19 protein-coding genes and 2 pseudogenes are annotated in these 21,868 nt (G+C 66.0%); 5 read left to right on the forward strand and 16 right to left on the reverse strand.

Going from position 1 to position 21,868, the window contains the following annotated elements; genetic code table 11:
• Window positions 1-9 precede the first annotated feature (9 nt).
• The 5 genes from KLP40_RS19770 to KLP40_RS19790 all read right to left on the reverse strand — a co-directional run bounded on the left by KLP40_RS19770 (window position 10) and on the right by KLP40_RS19790 (window position 8,195).
• Window positions 10-3,291, reverse strand: a complete 3,282-nt coding sequence (locus tag KLP40_RS19770) for a SusC/RagA family TonB-linked outer membrane protein (RefSeq protein WP_215595566.1) — start codon at window positions 3,289-3,291, stop codon at window positions 10-12.
• 98 nt (window positions 3,292-3,389) lie between these two features.
• Complete coding sequence (locus KLP40_RS19775; RefSeq protein WP_215595567.1) at window positions 3,390-4,328, reverse strand: FecR family protein; 939 nt, start codon at window positions 4,326-4,328, stop codon at window positions 3,390-3,392.
• Window positions 4,329-4,406: 78 nt separating this feature from the next.
• A complete protein-coding gene (locus tag KLP40_RS19780; RefSeq protein WP_215595568.1) occupies window positions 4,407-6,062 on the reverse strand; it encodes an alkaline phosphatase family protein in 1,656 nt (551 codons plus the stop codon).
• Between the two features lie 147 nt (window positions 6,063-6,209).
• Window positions 6,210-6,767: an RNA polymerase sigma factor gene (locus tag KLP40_RS19785; protein WP_215595569.1), complete on the reverse strand. Its 558-nt coding sequence runs from the start codon at window positions 6,765-6,767 to the stop codon at window positions 6,210-6,212.
• A gap of 147 nt (window positions 6,768-6,914) precedes the next feature.
• Window positions 6,915-8,195, reverse strand: a complete 1,281-nt coding sequence (locus KLP40_RS19790) for a hemolysin family protein (RefSeq protein ID WP_215595570.1) — start codon at window positions 8,193-8,195, stop codon at window positions 6,915-6,917.
• A 309-nt stretch (window positions 8,196-8,504) separates the two neighbouring features.
• Between KLP40_RS19790 and KLP40_RS19795 the strand changes: the two are divergent.
• From KLP40_RS19795 to KLP40_RS19805, 3 genes and pseudogenes are all read left to right on the forward strand, one after another.
• Window positions 8,505-9,110: pseudogene (locus KLP40_RS19795) on the forward strand (arsenic resistance protein); the annotation flags it as partial.
• A 24-nt stretch (window positions 9,111-9,134) separates the two neighbouring features.
• Window positions 9,135-9,566, forward strand: a complete 432-nt coding sequence (locus tag KLP40_RS19800; RefSeq protein ID WP_215595571.1) for an arsenate reductase ArsC — start codon at window positions 9,135-9,137, stop codon at window positions 9,564-9,566.
• Window positions 9,567-9,571: 5 nt separating this feature from the next.
• A complete protein-coding gene (locus tag KLP40_RS19805; RefSeq protein WP_215595572.1) occupies window positions 9,572-10,663 on the forward strand; it encodes an ArsO family NAD(P)H-dependent flavin-containing monooxygenase in 1,092 nt (363 codons plus the stop codon).
• A 100-nt stretch (window positions 10,664-10,763) separates the two neighbouring features.
• Here KLP40_RS19805 and KLP40_RS19810 read toward each other — a convergent pair whose 3' ends face one another.
• The 7 genes from KLP40_RS19810 to KLP40_RS19840 all read right to left on the reverse strand — a co-directional run bounded on the left by KLP40_RS19810 (window position 10,764) and on the right by KLP40_RS19840 (window position 17,479).
• A complete protein-coding gene (locus KLP40_RS19810) occupies window positions 10,764-11,552 on the reverse strand; it encodes a LytR/AlgR family response regulator transcription factor (RefSeq protein ID WP_215595573.1) in 789 nt (262 codons plus the stop codon).
• Complete coding sequence (locus tag KLP40_RS19815; RefSeq protein WP_215595574.1) at window positions 11,540-12,559, reverse strand: sensor histidine kinase; 1,020 nt, start codon at window positions 12,557-12,559, stop codon at window positions 11,540-11,542. The genes KLP40_RS19810 and KLP40_RS19815 overlap by 13 nt, the downstream gene beginning before the upstream one ends.
• An 83-nt stretch (window positions 12,560-12,642) precedes the next feature.
• Window positions 12,643-13,320 carry an ABC transporter ATP-binding protein gene (locus tag KLP40_RS19820; RefSeq protein ID WP_215595575.1) on the reverse strand — a complete coding sequence of 226 codons (678 nt, stop codon included), beginning with the start codon at window positions 13,318-13,320 and terminating at the stop codon, window positions 12,643-12,645.
• 3 nt (window positions 13,321-13,323) lie between these two features.
• Window positions 13,324-14,565 (reverse strand): ABC transporter permease, encoded by a 1,242-nt coding sequence (locus KLP40_RS19825; RefSeq protein WP_215595576.1) that lies wholly within the window; start codon window positions 14,563-14,565, stop codon window positions 13,324-13,326.
• A gap of 2 nt (window positions 14,566-14,567) precedes the next feature.
• On the reverse strand, window positions 14,568-15,665 hold the full coding sequence (locus tag KLP40_RS19830) for an efflux RND transporter periplasmic adaptor subunit (RefSeq protein WP_215595577.1): 1,098 nt from the start codon (window positions 15,663-15,665) through the stop codon (window positions 14,568-14,570).
• A 28-nt stretch (window positions 15,666-15,693) separates the two neighbouring features.
• Entirely contained in the window at window positions 15,694-17,037 is a 1,344-nt protein-coding gene (locus KLP40_RS19835) for a TolC family protein (RefSeq protein WP_215595578.1), read from the reverse strand.
• 37 nt (window positions 17,038-17,074) lie between these two features.
• The gene (locus KLP40_RS19840; RefSeq protein WP_215595579.1) at window positions 17,075-17,479 is read right to left on the reverse strand and encodes a DUF2147 domain-containing protein; all 405 of its coding nucleotides are present in this window, start codon (window positions 17,477-17,479) and stop codon (window positions 17,075-17,077) included.
• A gap of 388 nt (window positions 17,480-17,867) precedes the next feature.
• Between KLP40_RS19840 and KLP40_RS19845 the strand changes: the two genes are divergently transcribed.
• Both KLP40_RS19845 and KLP40_RS19850 read left to right on the forward strand, forming a co-directional pair.
• Entirely contained in the window at window positions 17,868-18,074 is a 207-nt protein-coding gene (locus KLP40_RS19845) for a hypothetical protein (protein WP_215595580.1), read from the forward strand.
• A gap of 286 nt (window positions 18,075-18,360) precedes the next feature.
• Window positions 18,361-18,780, forward strand: coding sequence for a hypothetical protein (locus KLP40_RS19850; protein WP_215595581.1), 420 nt, complete (start codon window positions 18,361-18,363; stop codon window positions 18,778-18,780).
• A 94-nt stretch (window positions 18,781-18,874) separates the two neighbouring features.
• Here KLP40_RS19850 and KLP40_RS19855 read toward each other — a convergent pair whose 3' ends face one another.
• From KLP40_RS19855 to KLP40_RS19865, 4 genes and pseudogenes are all read right to left on the reverse strand, one after another.
• Window positions 18,875-19,186, reverse strand: coding sequence for a hypothetical protein (locus KLP40_RS19855; RefSeq protein WP_215595582.1), 312 nt, complete (start codon window positions 19,184-19,186; stop codon window positions 18,875-18,877).
• 42 nt (window positions 19,187-19,228) lie between these two features.
• Window positions 19,229-19,540, reverse strand: coding sequence for a hypothetical protein (locus tag KLP40_RS19860; RefSeq protein WP_215595583.1), 312 nt, complete (start codon window positions 19,538-19,540; stop codon window positions 19,229-19,231).
• Window positions 19,541-19,972: 432 nt separating this feature from the next.
• Window positions 19,973-20,383 (reverse strand): alkaline phosphatase D family protein, encoded by a 411-nt coding sequence (locus KLP40_RS21690; RefSeq protein ID WP_394370043.1) that lies wholly within the window; start codon window positions 20,381-20,383, stop codon window positions 19,973-19,975.
• A 217-nt stretch (window positions 20,384-20,600) separates the two neighbouring features.
• A pseudogene (locus tag KLP40_RS19865) lies at window positions 20,601-21,689 on the reverse strand (alkaline phosphatase D family protein); the annotation flags it as partial.
• Window positions 21,690-21,868 lie beyond the last annotated feature (179 nt).

The following is a 21,868-nucleotide window of genomic DNA, read 5'->3' on the forward strand; positions in this document are numbered from 1 at the left end:
ACCAAAAACCTAAAAGTCCAGGTTCACGCCCAGCACGTAGGAGCGGGTTTTGGGGTAGAAGTTGTTGTTGTCGAGGCCGGGGGTAAGGCCGCCCAGGCTCATCTCCGGATCGATGCCGCGGTAGTTGGTAAGCGTCAGCAGGTTCTGGCTGGTCAGGTACACGCGGGCGCGCTTCACGTACTCGCTCTCCAGGGGCAGGTTGTAGCCCAGCGTCACGTTATCCAGGCGCAGGTAGGAGCCGTTTTCGAGGTAGCGGTTGGAGTAGTAGTTGGCGCGGTTGTCGGCGTAGGGCTCCGTCAGGGAGAAGGCCGGCAGGTTGTTGGCCGTCGACTGGGCCGGAATATTCAGGTTGGCCAGCGTGGCGTTCAGGATCTTATTGCCCTGCACCCCGCGCAGAAAGAAGTTCAGGTCCAGGTTTTTCCAGCTCACCGTGTTGCTCAGGCCATAGAGCAGCCGGGGCTGGGCGTTGCCCTGGTAGCGGTAGTCGTTGAGGGTGGGCGAGCCGGTGGTGGTGCCGTCGGCCTTGTAGAAAAGCGAGAGGCCGTTTTCGTCGCGGCCGGCGTACTCGGGCAGGAAAAACTGCCCCACGGGGTAGCCCGCCTTCACCACCTGGGTGGAAATCCCGCTCTGGCCCGAGCCGCCGGGGTAGGCCGTGTACACCTGGTCGAGGCGGAACTGCTCGTTGGCCAGCTTTTCCACCTTGTTCACGTTGTGGGCCAGCGTGCCGGTCAGGCTCCACTGGAAGCTCCTGGTTTGCACCGGCTGGGCGCTGAGCGTCAGCTCCAGGCCCTTGTTGCTGATTTCGCCCACGTTGGCATACAGCGTGTTCACGAAGTACTGGGTAGTGGAAACCGGGTAGTTCCAGATCAGGTCCGAGGTGCGCTTGTCGTAGTATTCCACCGTGCCGCCGAGGCGGTTCTGCCACAGGCCGAAATCCAGGCCCACGTTCAGCATGGCCGTGGTTTCCCACTTCAGGTCGGGGTTGGGGTTCTGGGTCGGGCCGATGGCCTTGATGAAGGCCACGTTGTAGTAAAACGTGCCCACGCTGCTGTAGCGCTGGGTGGCAATGAGCGGGTCGAAGCCCAGCGAGTTACCCGTAATGCCGTAGCCCACACGCAGCTTCAGCTCAGTGAGCTGGCTGAGGCCCGAAAGAAAGTCCTCGCCCGCCAGGTTCCAGGCCAGCGAAGCGGCCGGAAACGTGCCCCAGCGGTTGTTCCGGCCAAAGGCCGACGACCCGTCGCGCCGCACCGATACCTGCAGAAAGTACCGGTCCCGGAGCCCGTAGTTCACCCGGCCATAGAGCGAAATCAGGCGCAGGGTGGAAATGCCCAGGCTGTAGCCGGCAATGGCCGCGTCGTAGTTGGGGGCCACGCCGCCGGGGTTGCCCAGGGCCAGGTTGTTGTAGCCCAGCTGATCCGAGACGAAGCCCCGGGTATCGGTCTGGAAACCGTCGCCGTTCTTGTCCTGCTGCCAGGAGTAGCCCACCAGCACTTTCAGGTTGTGCGCGGCCGTGCTGAGTGGGTTGTAGGTCAGGTAGTTTTCCAGAATCCTGCGCGAGTTCTCCACGCTGTAGCGCCGGGCCAGGCCCTTGGCCGCCAGGCCGGTCACGTTGGCGGCATTGGGCACCGGCGACTCCCGCCCCTGGTAGGACCCGCCCTTCACCGCCTCGTTCTGCATGGACAGGCTGAGCGTGTTCGTCAGGTTGGGCAGCAGGGTAAGTTGGGCGCTGGCGTTGCCCAGCAGGGTGTTGATTTTCCGCTCCTCGTGGTTCTGCGCCAGCAGCGCCACCGGGTTGTAGTACTGGGTGCGGGTCAGGTTTTCCTTGTAGGTGCCGTCGGCGTTCCGGATGTTGGTGGTGGGCAGGTGGGTGAACATGTTCTTGTACACCAGCTCCGAAATCAGGTGCTGCGTGAGCAGGGAGTTGGTGAGCGTGAAGCGCAGCTGCAGCTTGTCCTGAAGCGTCTTCTGGTCGAGGTTGATCTTGCCGATGAGCCGCTCACTGTCGGACGTGTTCATCACGCCCTCGCGCTTGAAATAGTTGAGGCTGGCGTTGAAGGCCGACTTTTCGGAGCCGCCGCCGTAGCTGACGGTGTGGTTGTGGCTCAGGCCGGTGCGCATCACTTCCTTTTGCCAGTCGGTGTTGGTGCCCGCGTCGTTGTCGGCGGGGCTCAGGCTTTTGCTGTTGGCCTCCAGGTAGCCCCGCAGCTCGTCGCCGCTGAGCATGTCAAGCGTATTCGATACCTGCTCCAGACCCACGTAGCCGCTGTACGAGACGGCCGCGCTGGGCTTCTGGCGGCGGGTGGTGATGAGGATAACGCCGTTGGCGGCCCGGGCCCCGTAAATGGCCGTGGCCGAGGCATCCTTTAGTACCTCAATGCTCACAATCTCGTCGGGGGCCACCAGGTTGATAGAGGCCGCCGGCACCCCGTCAATCACGTAAAACGGCTCCTGGGCCTGGCCCGTGCGCAGGGAAGAGGCCCCGCGCAGCACCACCGAGGCCGTGGCGTTCGGGTCGCCGCTGCGGGTGATGTTCAGGCCGGCCACCTTGCCCTGCAGGATCTGGTCGGGCGTGGCCACCACGCCCCGGTTGAACTCGCGTGGGTCCACCGAGGTGATGGCGCTGGTTACTTCGCCCTTCTTCACCGAGCCGTAGCCAATCACCACCACGTCGCTGAGCAGCTTGGCATCCTGCACCAGGGCGACGTCGATGGTTGCCTGCTCGCCCACCGCCACCTCCCGGGCCAGGTAGCCGACAAAAGAAAACACCAGCGTTTCGGCCCCTTCGGGCAAATCCAGCGTGTATTCGCCGGCCCCGTTGGTTACGGCGCCCACGGTGGTGCCTTTCACCAGCACCGTTACCCCGGGCAGGGCCGCCCCGCCGGCCTCGGTTACCCGGCCTTTCACCTGCCGGCCCTGCGGAGCCCGCTTGCCGGGAGCGGCCGGGGCCGCCGGGCTGGTGGGCTGCAGGATGATGACGCCCTGCTTTTCCTCGAAGCGCAGCGGCTGGTTGCGCAGCAGCTGCCGCAGAATATCCCCGACCCGCGCGCCCCGCAGCTCGGTGGCGCTTACCTGACTGGTTTGCAGGTCGCGGGCCTCGTACACGATGCTCACGCCGGCCTGCCGCTGCAGCTGCTGCAGCGCACTGGTGAGCGGGCCGGCCGGCACGGCGAAATAGGCTACTTCGCGGGTACTGTTCTGGGCCTGCGCCCCGAAGGCGCTGCCCAGGCTCAGCAGCAGCGCGCCGGTCAGCCGCGGCGCACGGGCAGCTAAAAAGGAGTTGAGGTGTAGCATAGAAAAGGGTGAAAAACGGGCAAGGCGTGGCCCGGCCGGCCGGAAACCGGCCGATGTGAGAGGAGCGGAAGCAAGATGTTGGGCAGGCGCGGCGCGCCTTATTCTACCCGGTAGGTGGTAGCGGTGCGCCGGGAAATGCGCAGGTGGTGGCGGCTAAGCAGGGTGTTGAGCACGTCGGTAATCTGGTCGGCGGAAAGGGCCGGGTCGAGGGAGCCGCTCAGGGCTACAGCCGGGGCATCGGGGCGCAGCTCGAAGCGTACGGGGTAGTAGTTTTCGAGAGTCAGCAGGATTTCGGGTAAGGAAGCCTGCTCAAACGTCAGCATCGGGTTGGTGGTGAGGTTGGCGGTGTACTCGTGGTGGGTGAGCGTGAGCTGCCGGCGGGCCGGGTTGAACACCAGCTTGTCGTGGGGGTGCAGCACGGCCAGCTCCCGTTGCGGCCCGGCCACCTGCACCCGGCCGGTGCGCACCAGCACGGTGGTAGCAGGCAGCTGCGGGTAGGCTTTTACCAGGAAGGAAGTGCCCAGCACCCGCACCGCCACCGCCGCCGTGCGCACCACGAACGGGCGGGCCGGATCCTTGGTGACGGCAAAGAAGGCCTCGCCCCGCAGCAGTACCTCCCGGCCCTGGCCCGCGGCCCGCCACGTCAGTGACGAGTTAGGCCGCAGCCACACCCGGCTGTGGTCGGGCAGTACCAGCTCGCGCTGCTCCCCGATGCCGGTGGTGTAGTGCAGCGCCGGCGCGGGCCGCTGCCCCCACCACACTGCCGCCGCCACCAGCAGCGGCACCAGCACCGCCGCCACCCGCAGCACCGGCCACAGCCGCCGTACCCGACCCAGGGGCTGGGTACGGGCCCGGATGGTGCGCCGCAGCCGCTGCTCCCGTTGCGTCGCCTGCTCCTCGCTCAGGAGCCCGGCATCGTCGGGGGTAGCTGCCACCAGGGCATCCAGCCACTGCTCCCGCTGCCGCCGCCGCCGGGCACGGCTTCGCAGGGAGTACAGCAGACGGGCGGGCAACGGGCGGGGCGGGCGAAACTTCATAACCAGGTTGCACAAGCGGCGCGGAGTAACTATCCGGGTAGCCTGATATAACAAAAGCGTAATATTGACTGACCGGGGCTACTGGCGGCGTTTCGGGGGCGCGGCCGGACTGAGCACCTCTACAATCGGCTGCCCGGTGCAGGCGCTGGGCAGCTTGCTGTCCACCAGCATGGCCGCCGTGGGGGCTATATCCGTGATGCCGTGATACGCGTAGCTGACGCCGGGCGAGATGCCGGCCCCGAACCAGAGCAGCGGCACGTGGCTGTCGTAGAGGTAGCCCGAGCCGTGGGTGGCCCCCACGCCCAGCTCCCAGGTCCAGCCCGGCTGCAGCTCGAAGCGCACATCCCCGAAACGCGGGTAGTAGAGCCCGTTCTGCAGCTTGGTTTCCAGGAAAGCGCCCGTGCCGCTGGTCAGCAGCTGGGCCGTGGTGTTCACCTGGGCAATGCCAGGCTGCTCGCGCAGGTAATCGGCCAGCAGGTTCTGCACCCGGGCCAGCTCCAGCTTGCGGCTGGCAATGAGCGGGCGGTTGAGGTAGTACATGTTGTTGCGCTCGGTTTCCAGCCACTGGCCCGGCCCCAGCTGCTGCACCAGGAAGTCGGCCGCGCCCTGGTTGAGCGTGGCGTGGTGCTGGGCCCCGCCCGGGGCCTGGTGCTGGGCCAGGTATTTGGGCACCTCGCTGGCCCCGTGGTCGGCGGTCAGGAAGATGGTGTAGTTGTCCTTGCCCACGGTTTTGTCGAGGGCCTGCAGCAGGCGGGCAATTTCCAGGTCGAGGCGCAGGTACAGGTCGTTTTCTTCCTTCGACAGCGGCCCGAACGTGTGGCCCACCGGGTCGGGGCTGGAGTAGCTCAGGGCCAGCAGGTCGGGCACGTCGTCGCGGCCCAGCTCGGTGCCGGCCAGGGCGGCCAGGGCCAGGTCGGTGAGCAGGTTGTTGCCGAAGGGCGAGATGTTGACGGCCTCGTAGGCCGGCGGGTTCAGCGGGGCCAGCTGGCTGAGGTTGTACGGAAAGGTAGCCGCCGTTTTGCCCTTGAAGATGCGCTCAAAGGCGTTGGAATCGGCCACGCTGTTCAGGTAGGCTTCCGGTCCGCGCAAGGGCGTCCAGGTCTGCTGGCGGTAGAAGTCGGCCTTTTTCTGGGCGTTGAAGTCGGCCACCCATTTGGGCAGCACCGGCACGTAATAGGTGCTGGAAATAAAGTCGCCGGTGTTCATATCAAACCAGAAGGCCCCGTCGGCCATGTGGCCGGCCGGCAGGGCCGAGGCCCGGTCCTTGAGCGAGAGGGCCACCACCAGGCTGCGCCCGTTCGATACCATCTTCATCTCGTCGCCGAGCGTGGTGCTCACCTGGTTGCGGGCCGAAACGCCAATGCCCTTCGGCGTGCCCACCAGCTGCACCGTGGAGTCGTCGGTGCAGTACACGTCGCGCCGCAGCCGCCGGTCGTACCAGGAGTTGCCCACGATGCCGTGGTAGCGGGGCGTGGTGCCGGTGTACACCGAGCTGTGGCCGGGGCCGGTGACGGTGGGCACGTAGTTGTAGTGCGTGTTGCGGCACTGAAAGCCGTTGCGCAGCAGCCGCTTGAAGCCCTGCTCCCCGAACTGGTCGTAGAAGCGGGTGAGGTAGTCGGGGCGCATCTGGTCCACCATGAGGCCCACCAGCAGTTTGGGCCGGGCAGTGCGCTGGGCTGCTACGGCGGGGGCGTTAGCCAGCAGCGCGGCGGCAAGAAGTAGTTTCGGAATCATACAAACATGCTGCGGCCCGGAACGCAGGCTCGGCGGGCGCCACAGCAACAGGAAAGGTGAGAGTGAACTGTGCCGGCATAGTTGCAGAGCGCCGCCCGTTCAACTACTCATTTTGCAAACGTAACAGAGAGGTAACGCAGGCCGCTCTTATTCCCCGGGGCGCAGCAGCTTCGTCAGGAAAGGCCGCATCTTGTGCACCGCGCTGTTGAGCTGGTTACGGACGGTCTGCTCGGAGGTGGTGAAGTGGGTGGCCATTTCCTTCACCGACTGGTCCTGCAGCATGCCCAGCAAAAACACCTCTTTTTCCCTGGGGGGCAGCTGCTGGGCCTGGCGCCGGATGGCGGCCAGCGTATCGTGGCCCACCAGCCACTTGAGGGGCGTTTCAGAGACGGGCGACTGTTCGGCCCCGAAGCGCTGCAGGTGCCGCCGGTGAATCTCGGCGTCGCGGAAGCCGGTCAGGATTTTTTTGCGCAGCGCCCCCGGCAGGTAGGCCGCCGCATTGGAGTGAATCCGCAGCTGCGCCCGGTTGGCCCACAGGTCGCAGAACAGCTCCTGGATCAGGTCTTCGGCCTGCTCGGCGTCGCGCAGGGCTTTGTAGGCGTACTGGTACAGCCCGCGCCAGTGCGCGGCGAACAGCTGCTCAAACGCCTGGTAGTCGTCGTTGCGAATCCGCTCAAACAGCGCAGGTAAGTTGTCAGGTGCCACGGCGCGTCGTTTGCACCAAATGTAGAGGGTCGCCGACAGGATAAAAGCGACGGGCCGCAGACATCACAGAAGCTTCATTTCACGGTAATGCCTGCATAACCCCGCTTCAGCTTGTCGGCTGATGACGTTTCCGGCCGCCGACCCGCCTCAGGCAGATTTCGGCCGGAACAGGATTTTGTCGATGTGGCTGCGGTCCATGTCCACAATTTCGAAGTAGTGGCCTTCCCACGTGAAATGCTCCCCGACGCGCGGCAGCACCGAGAGGATGTGCAGGGCAAAGCCCCCGACGCTGTGAAAGCCGGTCAGGCCCCGCCGCTGGGCCGCCGGAATGTGGAACCGTTCGGCAAATTCCACGAACGGCAGCTGGGCATCCAGCAGGAAGGTGCCGTCGGCCCGCTCCACAACGGCGGGGTCCGCGTCCTGGTCCGGCGAGATGTCGCCCACCAGCGCGTCGAGAATATCGTCCAGGGTGAGCAGGCCCACCACGCCGCCGTACTCATCCACCACAATGGCCTGGTGGCGCCGCCGCTGCCGGAACAGCTCCAGGGCGTGGTAGGCCTTGCTGCTGGTGGGGATGAACAGCGGCTCCTGCTGCAGCTCGCCCAGGCGGGCCAGCTGCTGGTCGAGGTCATCGGCTACCAGGTCCTTCAGGTACACCATGCCGCGCACCTCGTCCAGGCTGCCCTGGCACAAGGGGTAGGCCGACTGCTTGCGCGTGAGCACCAGCTGCTTGAGCGTGGCCGCGTCCTGCTCCAGGTCCAGCCAGACGATGTCCTGGCGGCTGGTCATGATGGACCCCACGCCCCGGTCGCCCAGGCTGAAGACGTTCCTGACCAGGTCGTGCTCGATTGCCTGGATGGTGCCGCCCGTGGCGCCCTCCATCACCAGGGCTTTGATTTCCTCCTCCGTCACCGGGCTGTCCTGGGTTTTGATGCCCAGAATTTTAATCAGGAAGTCACTGGAAACGGTCAGCAGCCAGATAAACGGGGAGGTAATGCGCGAGAGGATGCTCATGGGCCCGGCCACCAGCTTGATGATGCCTTCCGGGTTGGTCAGGCCGATGCGCTTGGGCAGCAGCTCGCCGATAACGACCGAGAGGTAAGTAATGAGCACCACCATGCCCGTCACGGCGATACTCTCGCTGAACCTCTCCAGCCCGGGCACCTGCGCAATAACGCCCTGCAGCTGCCTGGTCAGCGTCGCGCCGCTGAAAATACCGGTCAGAATGCCGATGAGCGTGATGCCGATCTGCACTGTGGACAGGAACCGGTTGGGGTCGTTGGCCAGGTCCACGGCGGCCTGGGCCTTGCGGCTGCCCAGCTTGGCCTCGGCCTCCAGCTTGGACTTGCGGGAGGAAACCAGGGCAATTTCGGACATGGAAAACACGCCGTTCAGAATGAGCAGCAGCAGAATAATGAGTATTTCCATGGAAAGGCGGGGAAAGTGCGGGGAGCAGGAAAAAGAAAAATGGCGGCCAGGGCGCGGGCCGCAACGGGCAGTTGTGACCGGCAAAGAAACAAGTAAACAACCAGATGGAACCAGTGCTGCGGACGGGGAGTTTCGGCCCGGGGCGCCGCTTCGGGCATACGGTGACGCCTGGAAGCAGCTGCGAAAGAAACGAAAAAGAGGCGGACGGGGCTCTGCTGGCCTACGCAGATCCACCGCCGTGGAAGCCGCCACCTGGGTCCGCCGCCGAGTTCCACGCTCGGGTTTTAGGCTGCTGATAGGGCTCCATAGCTGAATTACTCGGTGTTGGCCTGGCTGTTCATCACGGTGCTGCCGCCCTACTTCGGGCTGCAAGGCTACGCCGTGAACATCGGCATCGGGGATATTGCCCGGAGCGTGCTCATCTACCTGGGCATTCCCTTCGCCGCTGGCTTCCTCTCGCGCACCATCCTGCGCCGGCTGTAGGGCAACGACTGGTACAGCAACGTCTTCATGCCGGCCATCAGCCCTCTTACGCTCGTGGCCCTGCTGCTCACCATTGTGGTCATGTTCAGCCTCAAGGGCGAAACCATCGTGCAGGTGCCGCTGGACGTGCTGCGCATTGCCCTGCCGCTGGCCCTCTACTTCGGGGCGATGTTCGTACTCAGCTTTGCGGCCGGCAAGTGGCTGGGAGCGGACTACGCCGAGAATGCCAGCATCGCCTTCACCGCCACCGGCAACAACTTTGAGCTGGCCATTGCCGTGGCCATCGGTGTATTTGGCCTCAACTCGGGCCAGGCCTTTGCCGGCGTCATCGGCCCGCTGATTGAGGTGCCGGCGCTCATTGCGCTGGTCAACCTGGCCTTCTGGTTCCGGCGGCGCTGGTACGGGGGCAAAGCAGGGGTAACACAAGCATAAGTCTGTCATCGTAACTACTGAGCCATGTCTGATAAGAAAAACATTCTGGTGCTCTGCACCGGTAACTCCTGCCGCAGCCAGCTGCTGCACGGCTACCTCCAGCAAGAACTGGGCGACCGGGCCAGCGTGTACTCGGCCGGCGTGGAAGTCCACGGCCTCAACCCCCGGGCCGTGCGCGTGATGGCCGAGGACGGCGTCGACATTTCCCACCACTCCAGCAACCACGTCGATGAGTACGCCGCCGTGCCGTTTGACTACGTGCTGACCGTGTGCGACCACGCCAACGAAGTATGCCCCGTGTTCCCCTCGACGGCTAGAAAGCAGCACCACAATTTCTCCGACCCGGCCAAAGCCACGGGCAGCGAGGAAGATATAATGAACCAGTTCCGCACGGTGCGCGACCAGGTGAAAGCCTACGCCCGCGACTTCGTGCAAGCACAATTCCTAACCACCTGAGCCCCATGAACACTGCCCCGCTGCCCCTTCCGGCCGACTTCACCACCGATGTTCTGGTCATCGGGGCCGGCCAGAGCGGGCTGGCCGTGGGCTACTACCTGCGCCGCGCCGGCCTTGCCTGTGCGCTGCTCGACGACCAGGCCCAACCGGGCGGGGCCTGGCCCCACGGCTGGAATTCGCTGCGCCTGTTCTCGCCGGCCGACGCCAGTTCCCTGCCGGGCTGGCTGATGCCGCGCCCGGCCGACCCCGGCTTTCCCACCCGCGACGCGGTGGTGGACTACCTTACCCGCTACGAGCAGCGCTACGCCCTGCCAGTGCACCGGCCCGTGCGCGTACAAGCCGTGCGCCGGTCGGGGAGAGGCTTCGCCGTGCACACCACGGCCGGGACGTGGCAAGCCCGGGCCGTGGTGTGCGCCACCGGCAGCTGGCGCAACCCGTTCATGCCGACCTATCCGGGCCAGGCCGATTTTGGCGGGGTGCAGCAGCACTCGGCTCACTACCACGACGCTGCGCCCTTTGCGGGTAAGCGGGTGCTGGTGGTGGGCGGCGGCAATTCCGGCGCGCAGCTGCTGGCCGAAGTCTCGCGGGTGGCCCACACGACCTGGGTGACGGAGCGGGAGCCGCGCTTCCTGCCGGATGATGTGGACGGCCGGGTCTTGTTTACGCAGGCCACCCAGCGCTACCACGCGGGCCTGGAAATCGCGCCTCCGCCCACGCTCGGCGACGTGGTGATGGTGGACTCGGTAAAGGAGGCCCGCCGCCGGGGCGTGCTGGGCAGCGTACGGCCCTTCGGACAATTCACCCGCACGGGTGTGGTCTGGGCCGATGGCCGGGAAGAAGCCGTGGACGCGGTACTCTGGTGCACGGGCTTCCGGCCGGCACTGGATTTTCTGGCCGATCTGGGCGTGTTACAGCCCGATGGACGCGTGGCCACAGCCGGCACGCAGGCCACCGCGCTGCCGGGCCTGTGGCTGGTGGGCTACGGGAGCTGGACGGGCTTTGCCTCGGCTACCCTGATTGGCGTTGGCCGCTCGGCCCGGACCACAGTGGACGAAATCAAGACGTTTCTACTTTCCGGGGACTTGCCACGGCCTTGAGGGGAATGGCTGTTCTTGCGCCAGCACGCCCCCTGCAGCAGCTGGTTGGCCACCAGTGTCGGATTGAAAAAATACTTCGGCCAGGGCCGAGCGATGGTGGCTAAATGGCGCCGAACCAGTGCTTTAATTCGGCGGCGCGGGCCTTGCTGACGATGATTTCCTCCCGCACGGCGGGGGCGAGCCGCACCAGCAGGCGGCCGTTGTAGTAGGGTTCCATCTCGGTTACGCTGCGACGGGCGAAGAGCAGCTGCCGGCTGCCCCGAAAAAAGCGCTGCGGGTCGACGGCCGCTTCCAGCTCATCCAGGGTCTGCGTTACCTCGTATTCCCGGCCCGCGAAGGTGGTCAGAAAAACCAGGCCGTGGCGGATGGAAAAATGGGCCACGTCTTCCACCGATACGGGCACCAGCTTGGCTTTATGGTGCACCAGCCAGCTGGTTTTGTACCCCGGGCCGGCCAGCTGCTGCATGGTACGCAGCAGGGGGCCAAAATCGGGCGCCGGGGGAGCCGGGGCGGGGCCGGTGGTGTAATGGTGGCGCAGACTCTCAAATTTGGCCAGGCTGCGCACCATGTCTTCCTTGAGCAGCGGCTTGAGCAGGTAATCGATGCCGTTGACGCGAAACGCCTCCAGCGCGTGCTGGTCGTAGGCCGTCGTGAAAATGACCGGGCTGCTGATGGTTACCCGCCGGAACAGCTCAAAGCTGCTGCCATCGGCCAGGTGAATATCCATGAAAATCAGGTCCGGTGCCCGGGTGCCGGCCTCAAACCACGCCTGGGCCGTGCTCACGCTGTCGAACACGGCCAGCACCCGGGCCTCGGGGCGGCACTCCTGCAACAGGCGCGTGAGCGCCGATACGGCGGAGGCTTCGTCCTCCAGGATCAGAACATGCATGGCTTGACGGGGGAAAGGGGCGGCAGGGGCAGCTGAACGGTAAAGTGGGCATCATCCTGGCGGATGACCAGCTCGGCGTCGGACAGGAAGCGCAGCCGGCTGGCCAGGTTGCGCAGGCCCACGCCGCTGCCAGGTACGGGCGTCAGGCGGGGCTGCCAGGTGTTTTCCACCGTCAGCAGGTGAGAAGCCGTCAGAAAAATACGGATGCTGAGCGGGCGATGCCGGGCTACCACGTTGTGTTTGACCGCGTTTTCGACCAGCGTCTGCAGGGCCAGGGGCGGCACGGGCAGGGCCAGCACCCCGTCGGGCAGGTCCACGGAAAGGCGCAGGCTGTCGCCGAAGCGCATGCGCAGCAGGTAGACGTAGGACTGCGTGAAGGCCAGCTCGTCGGCCAGCGGCACCTGGTTGTGCTCCCCGTGCTGGAGCACGTAGCGGTACACCCGGCTCATTTCTTCCACAAACCGTTCGGCCGCCGCCGGCTGGTCGCGGATCAGCCAGCCCAGGGTGGTGAGCGAGTTGAAGAGAAAATGCGGACTCACCTGCTGCTTAAGCACTTCGTAGCGGGCCAGCAGCTGCTCGCGCTGCAGCCGCTCGTTTTCCAGCAGCGCGCGCTGGGCCCGGGTGAAGAAGTGAAGCGAGTAGAGCACCAGCAGCACCAGCAGCACGTACAGCTGGCCCCGCACGTAATAGGCCGGCAGCAGCACCCGCTGGGGCAGGCCGGGCACCAGGGCGGCATGCAGGTGCCCCAGCCCCCAGGCCAGCCCGGCCCCCAGCAGCGAGTTGACCAGCAGCCACCAGCCCAGCCGCCCCGGCAGCGGCCACCGGGCGGTCAGGTAGTAATTGCAGGTGGCCAGGGCGGCCAGCAGCAAAAAGTTGCAGCCCAGCTGCAGGGCCAGGTCCAGCTGGTTGGCGTAGGGCGCGTTCAGCAGCCGGGGGGCGCCTGCCACCAGCGAGAGCAGCGTGGCCATGGCCAGCATCGTGCGCAGATACAGGGAGCGGGGAAGCATGGGCAAAAACGGAAGGTAACAGCGGAGCCGCGGCCGGCCCTGTGGTGGGCAGGCGCCGGCCGCCCGGCGCGGGCGGTCAGGTCCTACACAATCAGGCCGTCGCTCATATCAATGACCCGGTCGCTGTTGCGGGCAAAGTCTTCGTCGTGGGTGACGGCGATGATGGTCTGCCCGCGCTCGTGGGCCAGCTCCCGGAAGATGTCAAACACGTTCTGCGTGTTTTTCGAGTCCAAGTTACCGGTTGGCTCGTCGCCCATGATAACGGCCGGGTCGTTGATCAGGGCGCGGGCAATGGCCACGCGCTGCTGCTGCCCGCCCGAGAGGCGGCTGGCCAGCTTCCGGGCCTGGGCCTCGAGGCCCAGCAGCTGCAGGTTCTGGTAGGCTTTCGCCTCGATTTCCGCCCGGCTCTTTTTGTTGATCTTCAGGGCCGGCAGCATCACGTTGTCGAGCACCGTGAAGTCGGGCAGCAGGTAGTGAAACTGGAACACGAAGCCGATGTGCTCGTTGCGGAAGGCGGCCAGCTGATTCTGCGTGCGCCCGGTCAGGGTTTCGCCGTTCAGCTCCAGGCGGCCTTCGTAGTCGGTGTCCATCGTCGAGAGCACGTAGAGCAGCGTTGACTTGCCCGACCCCGACTTGCCGGTCAGGGTCAGGAACTCGCCTTTTTCTACCTCGAAGCTCAGGCCTTTCAGCACCTGAAATTTCTCGGGCTCGTAGAAATACTTGACAATACGTTCGGCCCGCAGCGCGATGTTGCTTTCCATAAGTTACCCCCTGAGAATGGCTACGGGGTCGATTTTGGCGGCCTTGCGGGCCGGCAGGTACCCGGCAATGAGCGTGGTCAGCACCCCAAACCCGAACGCCAGCAGGTAGTTGCGGGGGTAGTAGGTCATGGGCAGCGTCTGCAGGCCCGCGATGTTAAAGGGAATCACGTTCACGATCCGGGCGACGCCGTAGCCGACCCCCATGCCCAGCAGCCCCCCCACCAGGCCGATGACCAGGGCCTGGGTGACAAAAATCTGGGTCACGTCGCCGCCCGAAAAGCCCATGGCCTTGAGAATGGCAATTTCCCGGATCCGCTCGTTGATGGTCATGTTCATGATGTTGTAGATGCCGAAGCCCGCCACCAGCAGAATGGTCAGCGACACGGCCAGGGCAATGATGTTGCGCAGCTGCGCGCCGGCTTCCAGCTGCTGGTTGGCCAGCTGCCAGCTTTCCACTTTATAGGGAATCACCGGCGCAATGCGCTGCACCAGCGGGGCCGTTTGCTCGTAGTGCCGCACGTTTACCTGCAGGTCGGTCACGTACTGCGGGTGCTGGGCCAGCAGCTGCCGGGCCGCGTTGATGTTGAGGTAGGCTTTGCCCTTGTCCACCTGCTTGACGTTGGTTTGAAACAGGCCGAGGAGCGTGTAACGGCGGCTGATGCCGTCGGAGGTGAGAATGTTGATATTGTCACCCACCTGCACGCCCAGGTCGTGGGCCAGGTCGGTGCCCAGGATGATGCCGTCGGGGCGGTAGCGCAGGCGGGCCCAGGTGCCCGCGGTCATGTACTTGCTGATGCCGAAGAGCTTGTTTTCGTTGGCGATGTCCACGCCCGAAAGCGTCCCGTTGAGCTGGGTGCTGCCGTTGCGGAAAAACACGTTGAGGTTGACCTGCGGGGTGACGGCCACCACCTCGGGCTGGGCCCGCACCAGCGCCTGCAGGGCGGCCGCCTTCCCGATGCCCGTGGCATAGGGCAGCACCCGGGGGTTGCGGATGTGGGCGATGGTGGCGGCGGGGTACGCCCGGCTGACCAGATTCGTGCCATCGGCCGGCCCGTCGTTGTAGATGCGCACGTGCGCCAGGGAAGTAAACGCCAGCGCCGTCTGCGTATCGTTGACGCCGGCCATAAAGCTGTTCATGAAGATGTACATCGAAATGCCGAACACCACGCCCAGCAGCGCCACCACGGTCTGCCGCAGGTTGGTGGTCAGGTGCACCCGGGCGATGCTGAAATTGGTGGTCTGCATCGCTACTTGGGTTCGGGCAGGGTGAGCCGGTCGGTGGGGCGCAAGCCGCGGGTGATTTCGGTCCACTCCAGGGTCCGGATGCCCACCTCAACGGCCTGCCGGCGGCGGCCCCCGTCGAGCAGCACGTAGGCGTCATCGACCAGGGCGTAGGAGGGAATCACCAGGGCCTGCTGCTTTTCCTCCACGATGATGTTGGCCTGCAGGCGGGTGCCGTTGAGCAGGCCCGCGGGCGGCGCGTCGAAGGTGGCCTCGGCCCCGAACGACTGATCGGTGGCGTTGAAGGCGGGGTACACCCGGCGGATGGTGGCGCGGTAGATGCGGGCTTTGTGGCTGTTAAGCGAAACCAGCACCGGCTGCCCCACTTTCACCCGGCTGATGTCCTCTTCGTCAATGGCGAGCTTGAGCAGCATCGGCCCCGCCCCCAGCAGGGCCAGCGCGTCGCCCCGGCGGACGTAGTCGCCGGGGTTTTTGCGCACGTTCATCAGCACGCCCGGCTGCTCGCTGCGCAGCGTGTAGTAGCCGTCGGTTTCACGCTGCACGGCGTACTGGGTGGCCGCGTTGGCCACGCCCAGGGCAAGGCTGCGCTGCAGGTCGGCGCGGCTCTGCTCCATCACGCGCAGGTTGGCCTGCGCAGTCTGGTAGGCGAGGCGGGCGTTTTCGAAATCGGCCGCGGCCACGGCCTGGGTTTGCACCAGGCGCCCGTAGCGGGCGTAGTTGGTGGAGTCGACCAGCAGCTTCTGCCGGGCCTGGGCCAGCTGCAGCTCCAGCTGCGCCAGCTGGGGCGAGGTTGGCCGGGCGCTGCTTTTGGCGTAGTCCAGGTTCACGGCCGCGTTGGCTACCTGGCTGCGCTGCGCGGCGTTGGCGAGGCGAAACAGGACCTTGCCGGCCGGCACCGTATCGCCCTCGGCCGCGTAGGCGGCCTGCAAAAAGCCGTCGGCATTGGCCATGAGCGTGTACTGGCGGGCATTTTCGAGGTGGCCGCTGCCAAAAACGGCATCCACAATGGGGCGGCGCTCGGGGGCTATTTCCGGCGCGGGCCGGCACCCGGCAGCCGCGGCCAGGGCCAGCAGCAAAGACAATCGGGACCAGATGGGTTTCATGCGGGCAGCGGGCGGGTTACCAGGTGGGTTACTGCCGGGCCAGCAGGCCGGCGTAGTTGGCAAGAAAGGAAGATAAGCTGTTCAGGTAGCGGTTTTCGGCCGCCAGGTAGTCCTGGAAAGCGCGCAGGTAGCCATCCAGGGGCAACACCCCCTCGCGGTACTTCTGCTGGCTCAGGCGCAGGTTGTCGGCGTAGAGGCCGAAACTGGTGGCGCTGCTGCGCACCAGCTCGCGGTAAGCGGCCTGGTTTTTCAGCAGCACCCGGTCGTGGCTGGCGCTCTGGTCGCGGGCCTGCTCGAGCTGGAGCCGGGCGATGGTCGCCTGCGTCTGGGCGCTCTGGCTGCGGTTGCGGTTGGCAAAGCCCGTAAACACCGGCTTGCTGATGCTGAGCCCCAGGTACTGGTAGGGCTGCCAGGCATCGGCCCCGAACGAGAGGCCGAAGTCGTCCCGGAACTGCTGGTTGCCCAGGTAGGCCGTGGCCGCAATGGTGGGGTAGGCCGCCGCGCGCTGCTGGCGGCTTTGCGTGGTGGCCAGGGCGAGCTGGGTTTCGTAGGGCCCCAGGGATTTGTCCGGGGCCAGGGCCGGGTCGGCCCCGGCCGGCACGGCCCCGGGGACGAGGACTTCGGTCAGGCGCAGCTCCCGGTCCGGCTTTTCGCCGAGCAGGACTTTGAGGTTTTCCAGGCTCTGGTCGAAAAGCTGCTGGCTCAGGGCCTGGTTCTGGCGCACGGTGCCGGCGTTGATGGCGGCCTGGTTGACGGCCAGCAAATCGGTGGTGCCGGCCTGCAGGCGCTGCCGCGCGAGAATCTGGACGGTATCGGCCAGGCGGGCATCGAGCTGATTGATCTGCAGAGCCGCCTTGGCAATCAGGGCCGAGAAATACAGCTGGGCCACCTGCTCCTTGAGCGTCTGGGCGTAGGCGGCCTGCTGGGCCTGGCTGAGCTCCAGCTGGCCCCGGGCCACCCGGGTCTGCAGCACGGCCGGCCAGTCAAACAGCTTTTGCGAGAGCGTGAGGCCGGCGGTGTAGGCGTACTGCCGGCCAAACTGCGCGTTGAACGTGGTGCCGGGCTGGCCCACCAGCTCGCCCGGCACCGGCGTGACGGGCAGCTTCAGGTTGTCGGTGCCCGTGAAGCCGACCGAGGCCTGGGGGAGCAGAACGCCTTTGGCGGCCTGGTAGTTGAAGCGGGCCTGGCGGAGCTGCTGCTGGTACACGGCCTGGGTGGGGTTGTGGCGCAGGGCCAGGTCCAGGGCCGCTTCCACGGACGCGAGGCGGACGGTATCGGGCGGCGCCTGGGCCTGGGCCGGCGGCCCCACCAGGGCCAGCAGGAGGCCGCCGGCCCAGGCCCGTTTCAACCTACTGGGAATCGTGCTGACCATGCCGCAACGGATAGGGTGTCGGAGTGGGCGCACCGGGTTAGTTGTTGCCCACGCGGGTCCAGGTTTGCGTCTGGCTCATGGGCCCCAGCGAGCCCGTCAGCTCCAGGGTCCGGGAATCGGGCAGGTACGCCGAACCGTTCACCCACCGCCCGCGCCTGGCCGCGTAGAGCTGGCCGCCGGCGTACCGGCTGCTGCTGCCTTTCAGGCCCTTGGCTATCACGTCGCCCACCTTCAGCTTGCCCGCAGTTCCCGGCCGCACCCAGCTCACGGTGGCGGTGTAGGTGCGGTCCGGCGCCTGCGCAAACGTGATTTTGCCGTTCTGCTCTTCGTTGAGCCAGGTGCCCAGAATAGGAGCCGCCGGGTCGGGCTGCTGCCCGGCCGTGCGTAGCGCCAGGCCCAAACCCAGTACCAGCGCCAGCAGGAAAGTCGTTACGGATTGCATGAGGAGTATCGTCAGGCTGAGTGGCCCGCCACCAGCGGCGGGCCGTGCTACAAAGACACAGTGCTTCGGAGTCAGAATCCAGCAGAACCTGTTTTAACTAGTCAAATCTGGCCCTGAACTATCCAAATCCGGCCCTGAGATACTCAGGCAGCGGGGGAAGACCGGGGCGGCATCCGGGCCGGCCGGGGTACGGGCTGAATCTGCGGGGGCCGGGGCTGCTGCTTTCCTGAGGGGGGCAGGCCTTCTCAGGCCGGCTGCCCGGGGGCGGCCCGGTGGCAGAGCAGGGCGGCCGTAGGGCCGGCGGCGGGATGTAATCAAAGCATAACCTCTGACTTACTGGGTCTTATCTCAACGCACTTTACCTTGGCGTGTCCATTCCTCTTCTGCCATGTATCCTCTTCCTTTCCCTTCTTCTGCCCGCGACCCGCAAGCGGCTGCCACGGCGCGGCGCTTGTTTAGCATCCGTCTGGCGCTGCAGCTCAGTGGCGCGCCGGCACCCGACGCGGCCCGCCTGATCCTGCTGGTGCGCTACGTGACGGGCAAGACCACGCTGCAGGCTATTCTGCCAGCGCTGGAAGCCCCGCTCGGCACCTGATACCCACCGCAAGGCGGGCCACGGGCCGGCTACGCTGGGGAGATGTAACCGCTTTTCCTGAGAACAAGGGGTATATAGCCCCTTTTGCGTATTCTTGCGGCACGGGACGGGGTATTCTTCCCGGGTTACCGGTTGAGTTGCCTGCCCGTCTGATCCGCCTTATGAAAAGCAAAACCCACCGCAAGAAGTCGCCGCTGCCCTCACGCAAAGCCTGAAGCCGCACGTCCCCGGCGAGCAGCCGTCGAAGAGCCTGACCAGCACGCTCGGCAAGCTGGCCAGGCAGGTCGTGAAGCAACAGCAACGGGACGCGAAAAAAGCCGAAAAAGCCGCCGCCAAAGCCGCGCGCCAGGCCCTGACGGCCCAACTGCTGCAGACGCTGGCGCCTCACTTAGGCAGTCCGGCCGCAGCGGAAGCCGCGCCGTCCCGGTCGCTGACGAAAACAGTGCAGCAGCTGGCCGAGCAGCTGCTCGAGCAGCAGCGCAAGCAGCACAGCAAAGCCGCGAAAGCCCCCAAAGCCGCGAAAGCACCTAAAGCCGCTAAAGTTGCGGCGCCCAAGCCCGCCAAGGCCAAGAGTGCCCCGGCAGCCAAGGGCAGCAAGCCCGCCGCGGTATCTGCGCCCAAGCGCGCCGGACGGGCCGGTGCGGCCACCACGCGCCGGCCGGTCGCGGCGGCCGCACCGGCAACGGAGCCGGTGGCAGCGGAGTAACCCCCACCGGCCACGCAGCTGGCAGCGCGCCGGGACCCCTTGGGTTCCGGCGCGTTTTTTTGGGCGGCCGGCCCGTAAAAAACACGCCAGCGGCCTATTCCGGCACCACCAGAACCGGACCGGCTGCCCGGGCCAGGAACACCAGCAGGTCCCGCCGGGTCCAGCTCACGTGGGGCAGGTTGAGCCGGCGGGCCACGCAGACTACGATGTGCGGGGGTTGTTGCGCCAGCCAGTACTGGACTTCGTGGATGGTGGAATCCGGTTTGGTGGCCAACGCCTCCTCCGATTCGTAGGGGAGCGGTACCAGTGAAGTCCATTGGGTGAGCCCGGCTCGCCGGCTGTGGCGCATTTCAAACCCGGGGGGGCCTATTGTGAGCAGGGTGCTCGGCAGCTGCCAGTGCTGCAAGAGCGAGTGGGCGGCGGCGGCGGCCCAGTCGGGCCGTAGCGGCTACACGTCGGAGAGCACGCAGCATCGCGTCGGGGGCGGCCCCGCTGCGTAGGAGGCCGGCAGGAAGAGTACGGGACAGGGAACCTGCCACAGCGCCTGCCCCCAGACACTTTGGCAGAGCGACGAGAGCGGCGGCGCGGCAGCAAGCAGCAGGGTGGCGTGATGCTGGTGCACCACCTCCCCAATGGTGTCGGGCGAAGCCGTGAGGTGGTTGAAGGGCACCTGGTTGACCGTTGCGGCCAGGGTTTGAGCCAGAGAAACCGCATAGCGCTGCAAGGCAGGCGGGGCTCCCAAGGCAACTAGCTGGTGCATAAAACCGGGCGAATGTGAGCGTATACCCGCAAAGGTAGGTATTTAGCCCAGCAGCCGGCCATTGCTAAAGTTCAATCACAGCGAGATAGTGCTATCAGAACAAGAAAAACCCGTTGCGGACAGGTGCCGGCCGCAGGATAGGCAGCGCCATGCGGTCTTCAACCCCGGGGGGAAGGGCCCCGTTGGCACTGCGCTGCATGCGCCCGGTAGCCACCGGCCTGTGCCTGGTCGGCGCGCTGCCAGCCGTTCCGGCTCGTGGCGGAAGTGAACAGGCTGCGCCTGCCCAGCGGCCTGCCTGGCCCCGGGTGACTGGCGTGAAAGTGCAATTCAAGAAACCGGCGTCTTTTCGCCGGCCCGGCACACTGTGCTCCGGGCTGCGCGGGTCAGCAGTGGCACTATCGGCTGGGCTTGTGCCGGGTGGGAGGGCGGCGCCTACGCTTCCACCACCGTGTGGCCCGTGGTGGTGACGATGTTTTCCGTTTCCAGGCCAGCCACGTAGCGGTATTCGGCGGTGGCACTGTCGGCGGTGAAGGTGGCCAGGATGTAACCCCGCCGGGAGGCATCCAGGTACTGCAGATCGTCAATGAGCAGCGCGTTCGACTGCTCGAAGCCCGCAATGGCCGCTGCGTCGCCGGCCAGCAGGGCCTCGAAACCGGGTGACGAAACGGAGCTGCAGGCAAATTCGGCCCCGGCCCGCCGGCCGTCGGCCGTCGTCAGGTTGCTGTGCCAGGCATTGTGCGTATCGCCGGCCAATGAAATCAGCTTCTTGCCCGCAGCGGCTGCGTACACCCGCTCCCGCTCGGTGGGGTAGCCGTCCCAGGCGTCGAGGTTGTAGGGCAGCACCGAGGCGACGCGGGTTCTCGGCGGCCGTGACGGTGGGGTCGCCGGCCAGCACGCGGGTTTTGATGACGCTGAGCTCGGTTGCCTGGGCCGCGTACTGGGCCAGGAGCGCGGGCGTGGGGCCGGCGGCCAGCTGCGCCACCAGCGGCAGCAGCTCGGCCGGGATGTTCATCTTGCCCATCAGCACCTGCGAGCCCAGCACCTGCCAGCGGGCGCTGCTGCCGGCCAGCGCCCCGGTCAGCCAGCTGCGTTGGTCGGGCCCGAGCAGGGAGCGGCTGCTGCTGGTCAGCGCCTGCAGGAAGGCGGTCGGGTTCGTGGCGTAGCTGCTCAGGCTCAGCTGCTGGTCGCGGCCCACGAGCCGGGTGTCGAGCATGAGCAGGTTGACCAGGTTGCCGAATTCGAAGCGGCGGTAGATGCGGGTTTTATCGGCGGTGCGGGCCGGCAGAAACTCAAACCAGGCCTGGTTGGCCACGCGCCGGCGCTCCTCGAAGGAGCCCTCGGTGGCGGGCTGGTGGTTCTGGGCCCCGCCCACGTACGCGTCGTTGGTGTACTCGTGGTCGTCCCACACGCAGATGAAGGGCTTGAGCTGGTGGGCGCGCTGGAGCTGCTTGTCGGAGCGGTACTGCCGGTAGCGGGTGCGGTAGTCGCTGAGGCTGATGATTTCGGTGGCAGGCTGGTGGACGCGGTTCAGGCTGGCCGTGGCCGCAGTGGTGCCGTAGCCGCCCGCGCCGTACTCGTAAATGTAGTCGCCCAGGTGCACCACGGCGTCGGCGTCGGAGGCTGCTACAGCCCCGTACACGTTGAAAAGGCCGGCCTGAAAGTTGGCGCACGACACCACGGCCAGCTTTACGCGGCCGGCCTGGCTGCCGGTGGGCAGCGTCCGGGTTTCGCCCACCACGGATTCGGCCCGGGTCCGCTCGTTGCGGAAGCGGTAGTAGTACTTCGTGTTGGGCGTAAGGCCCGGCACATCCACGGCGGCCGTGTAGTCGGCCGCGGCAGGAGCGGCCACGCTGCCACTGGCAACCAGCGGGCTGAAGGTGCTGGAGGTGGCCACTTCCCAGCGCAGACTAGCGTCGCCGCTCTCGTTGTCGGCGTTGGTGTAGCGGGTCCAGAGAATAACGCCGGTGGGGGAAGGGTCAAAGCTAGCCACCCCCTCCCGGAAGCCAAAGTCGCCGGTGTAGCTCAGGCCGGGCTCGTCCTCGTCCTGACAGCTGGTTAGCAGGCCCGGCAGCAGGGTCAGGCCGCCGGAAAGCAGGGCCGTATGACGCACAAACGAGCGGCGGGAGATTTTGGGGGTGTTTTCCGTCATGGCCGGGGCAGGAGGTAAATGCCTGGCAAAGATGAAAAACGCCTGTTGCCGGTAGGGTCATTGCATCAAACGCACAGTTAGCTCGCTACGGTTTCTGGCTGTGGGTCGAGTTGGCTCAGCACCTGCCACAGGAACTGGTCGTCGCGGGCGGCCTTTTTGCGTTTTCGACGCAGACTCAT

The organism is Hymenobacter piscis, assembly GCF_018760735.1.
Classification (GTDB): Bacteria; Bacteroidota; Bacteroidia; order Cytophagales; family Hymenobacteraceae; genus Hymenobacter; species Hymenobacter piscis.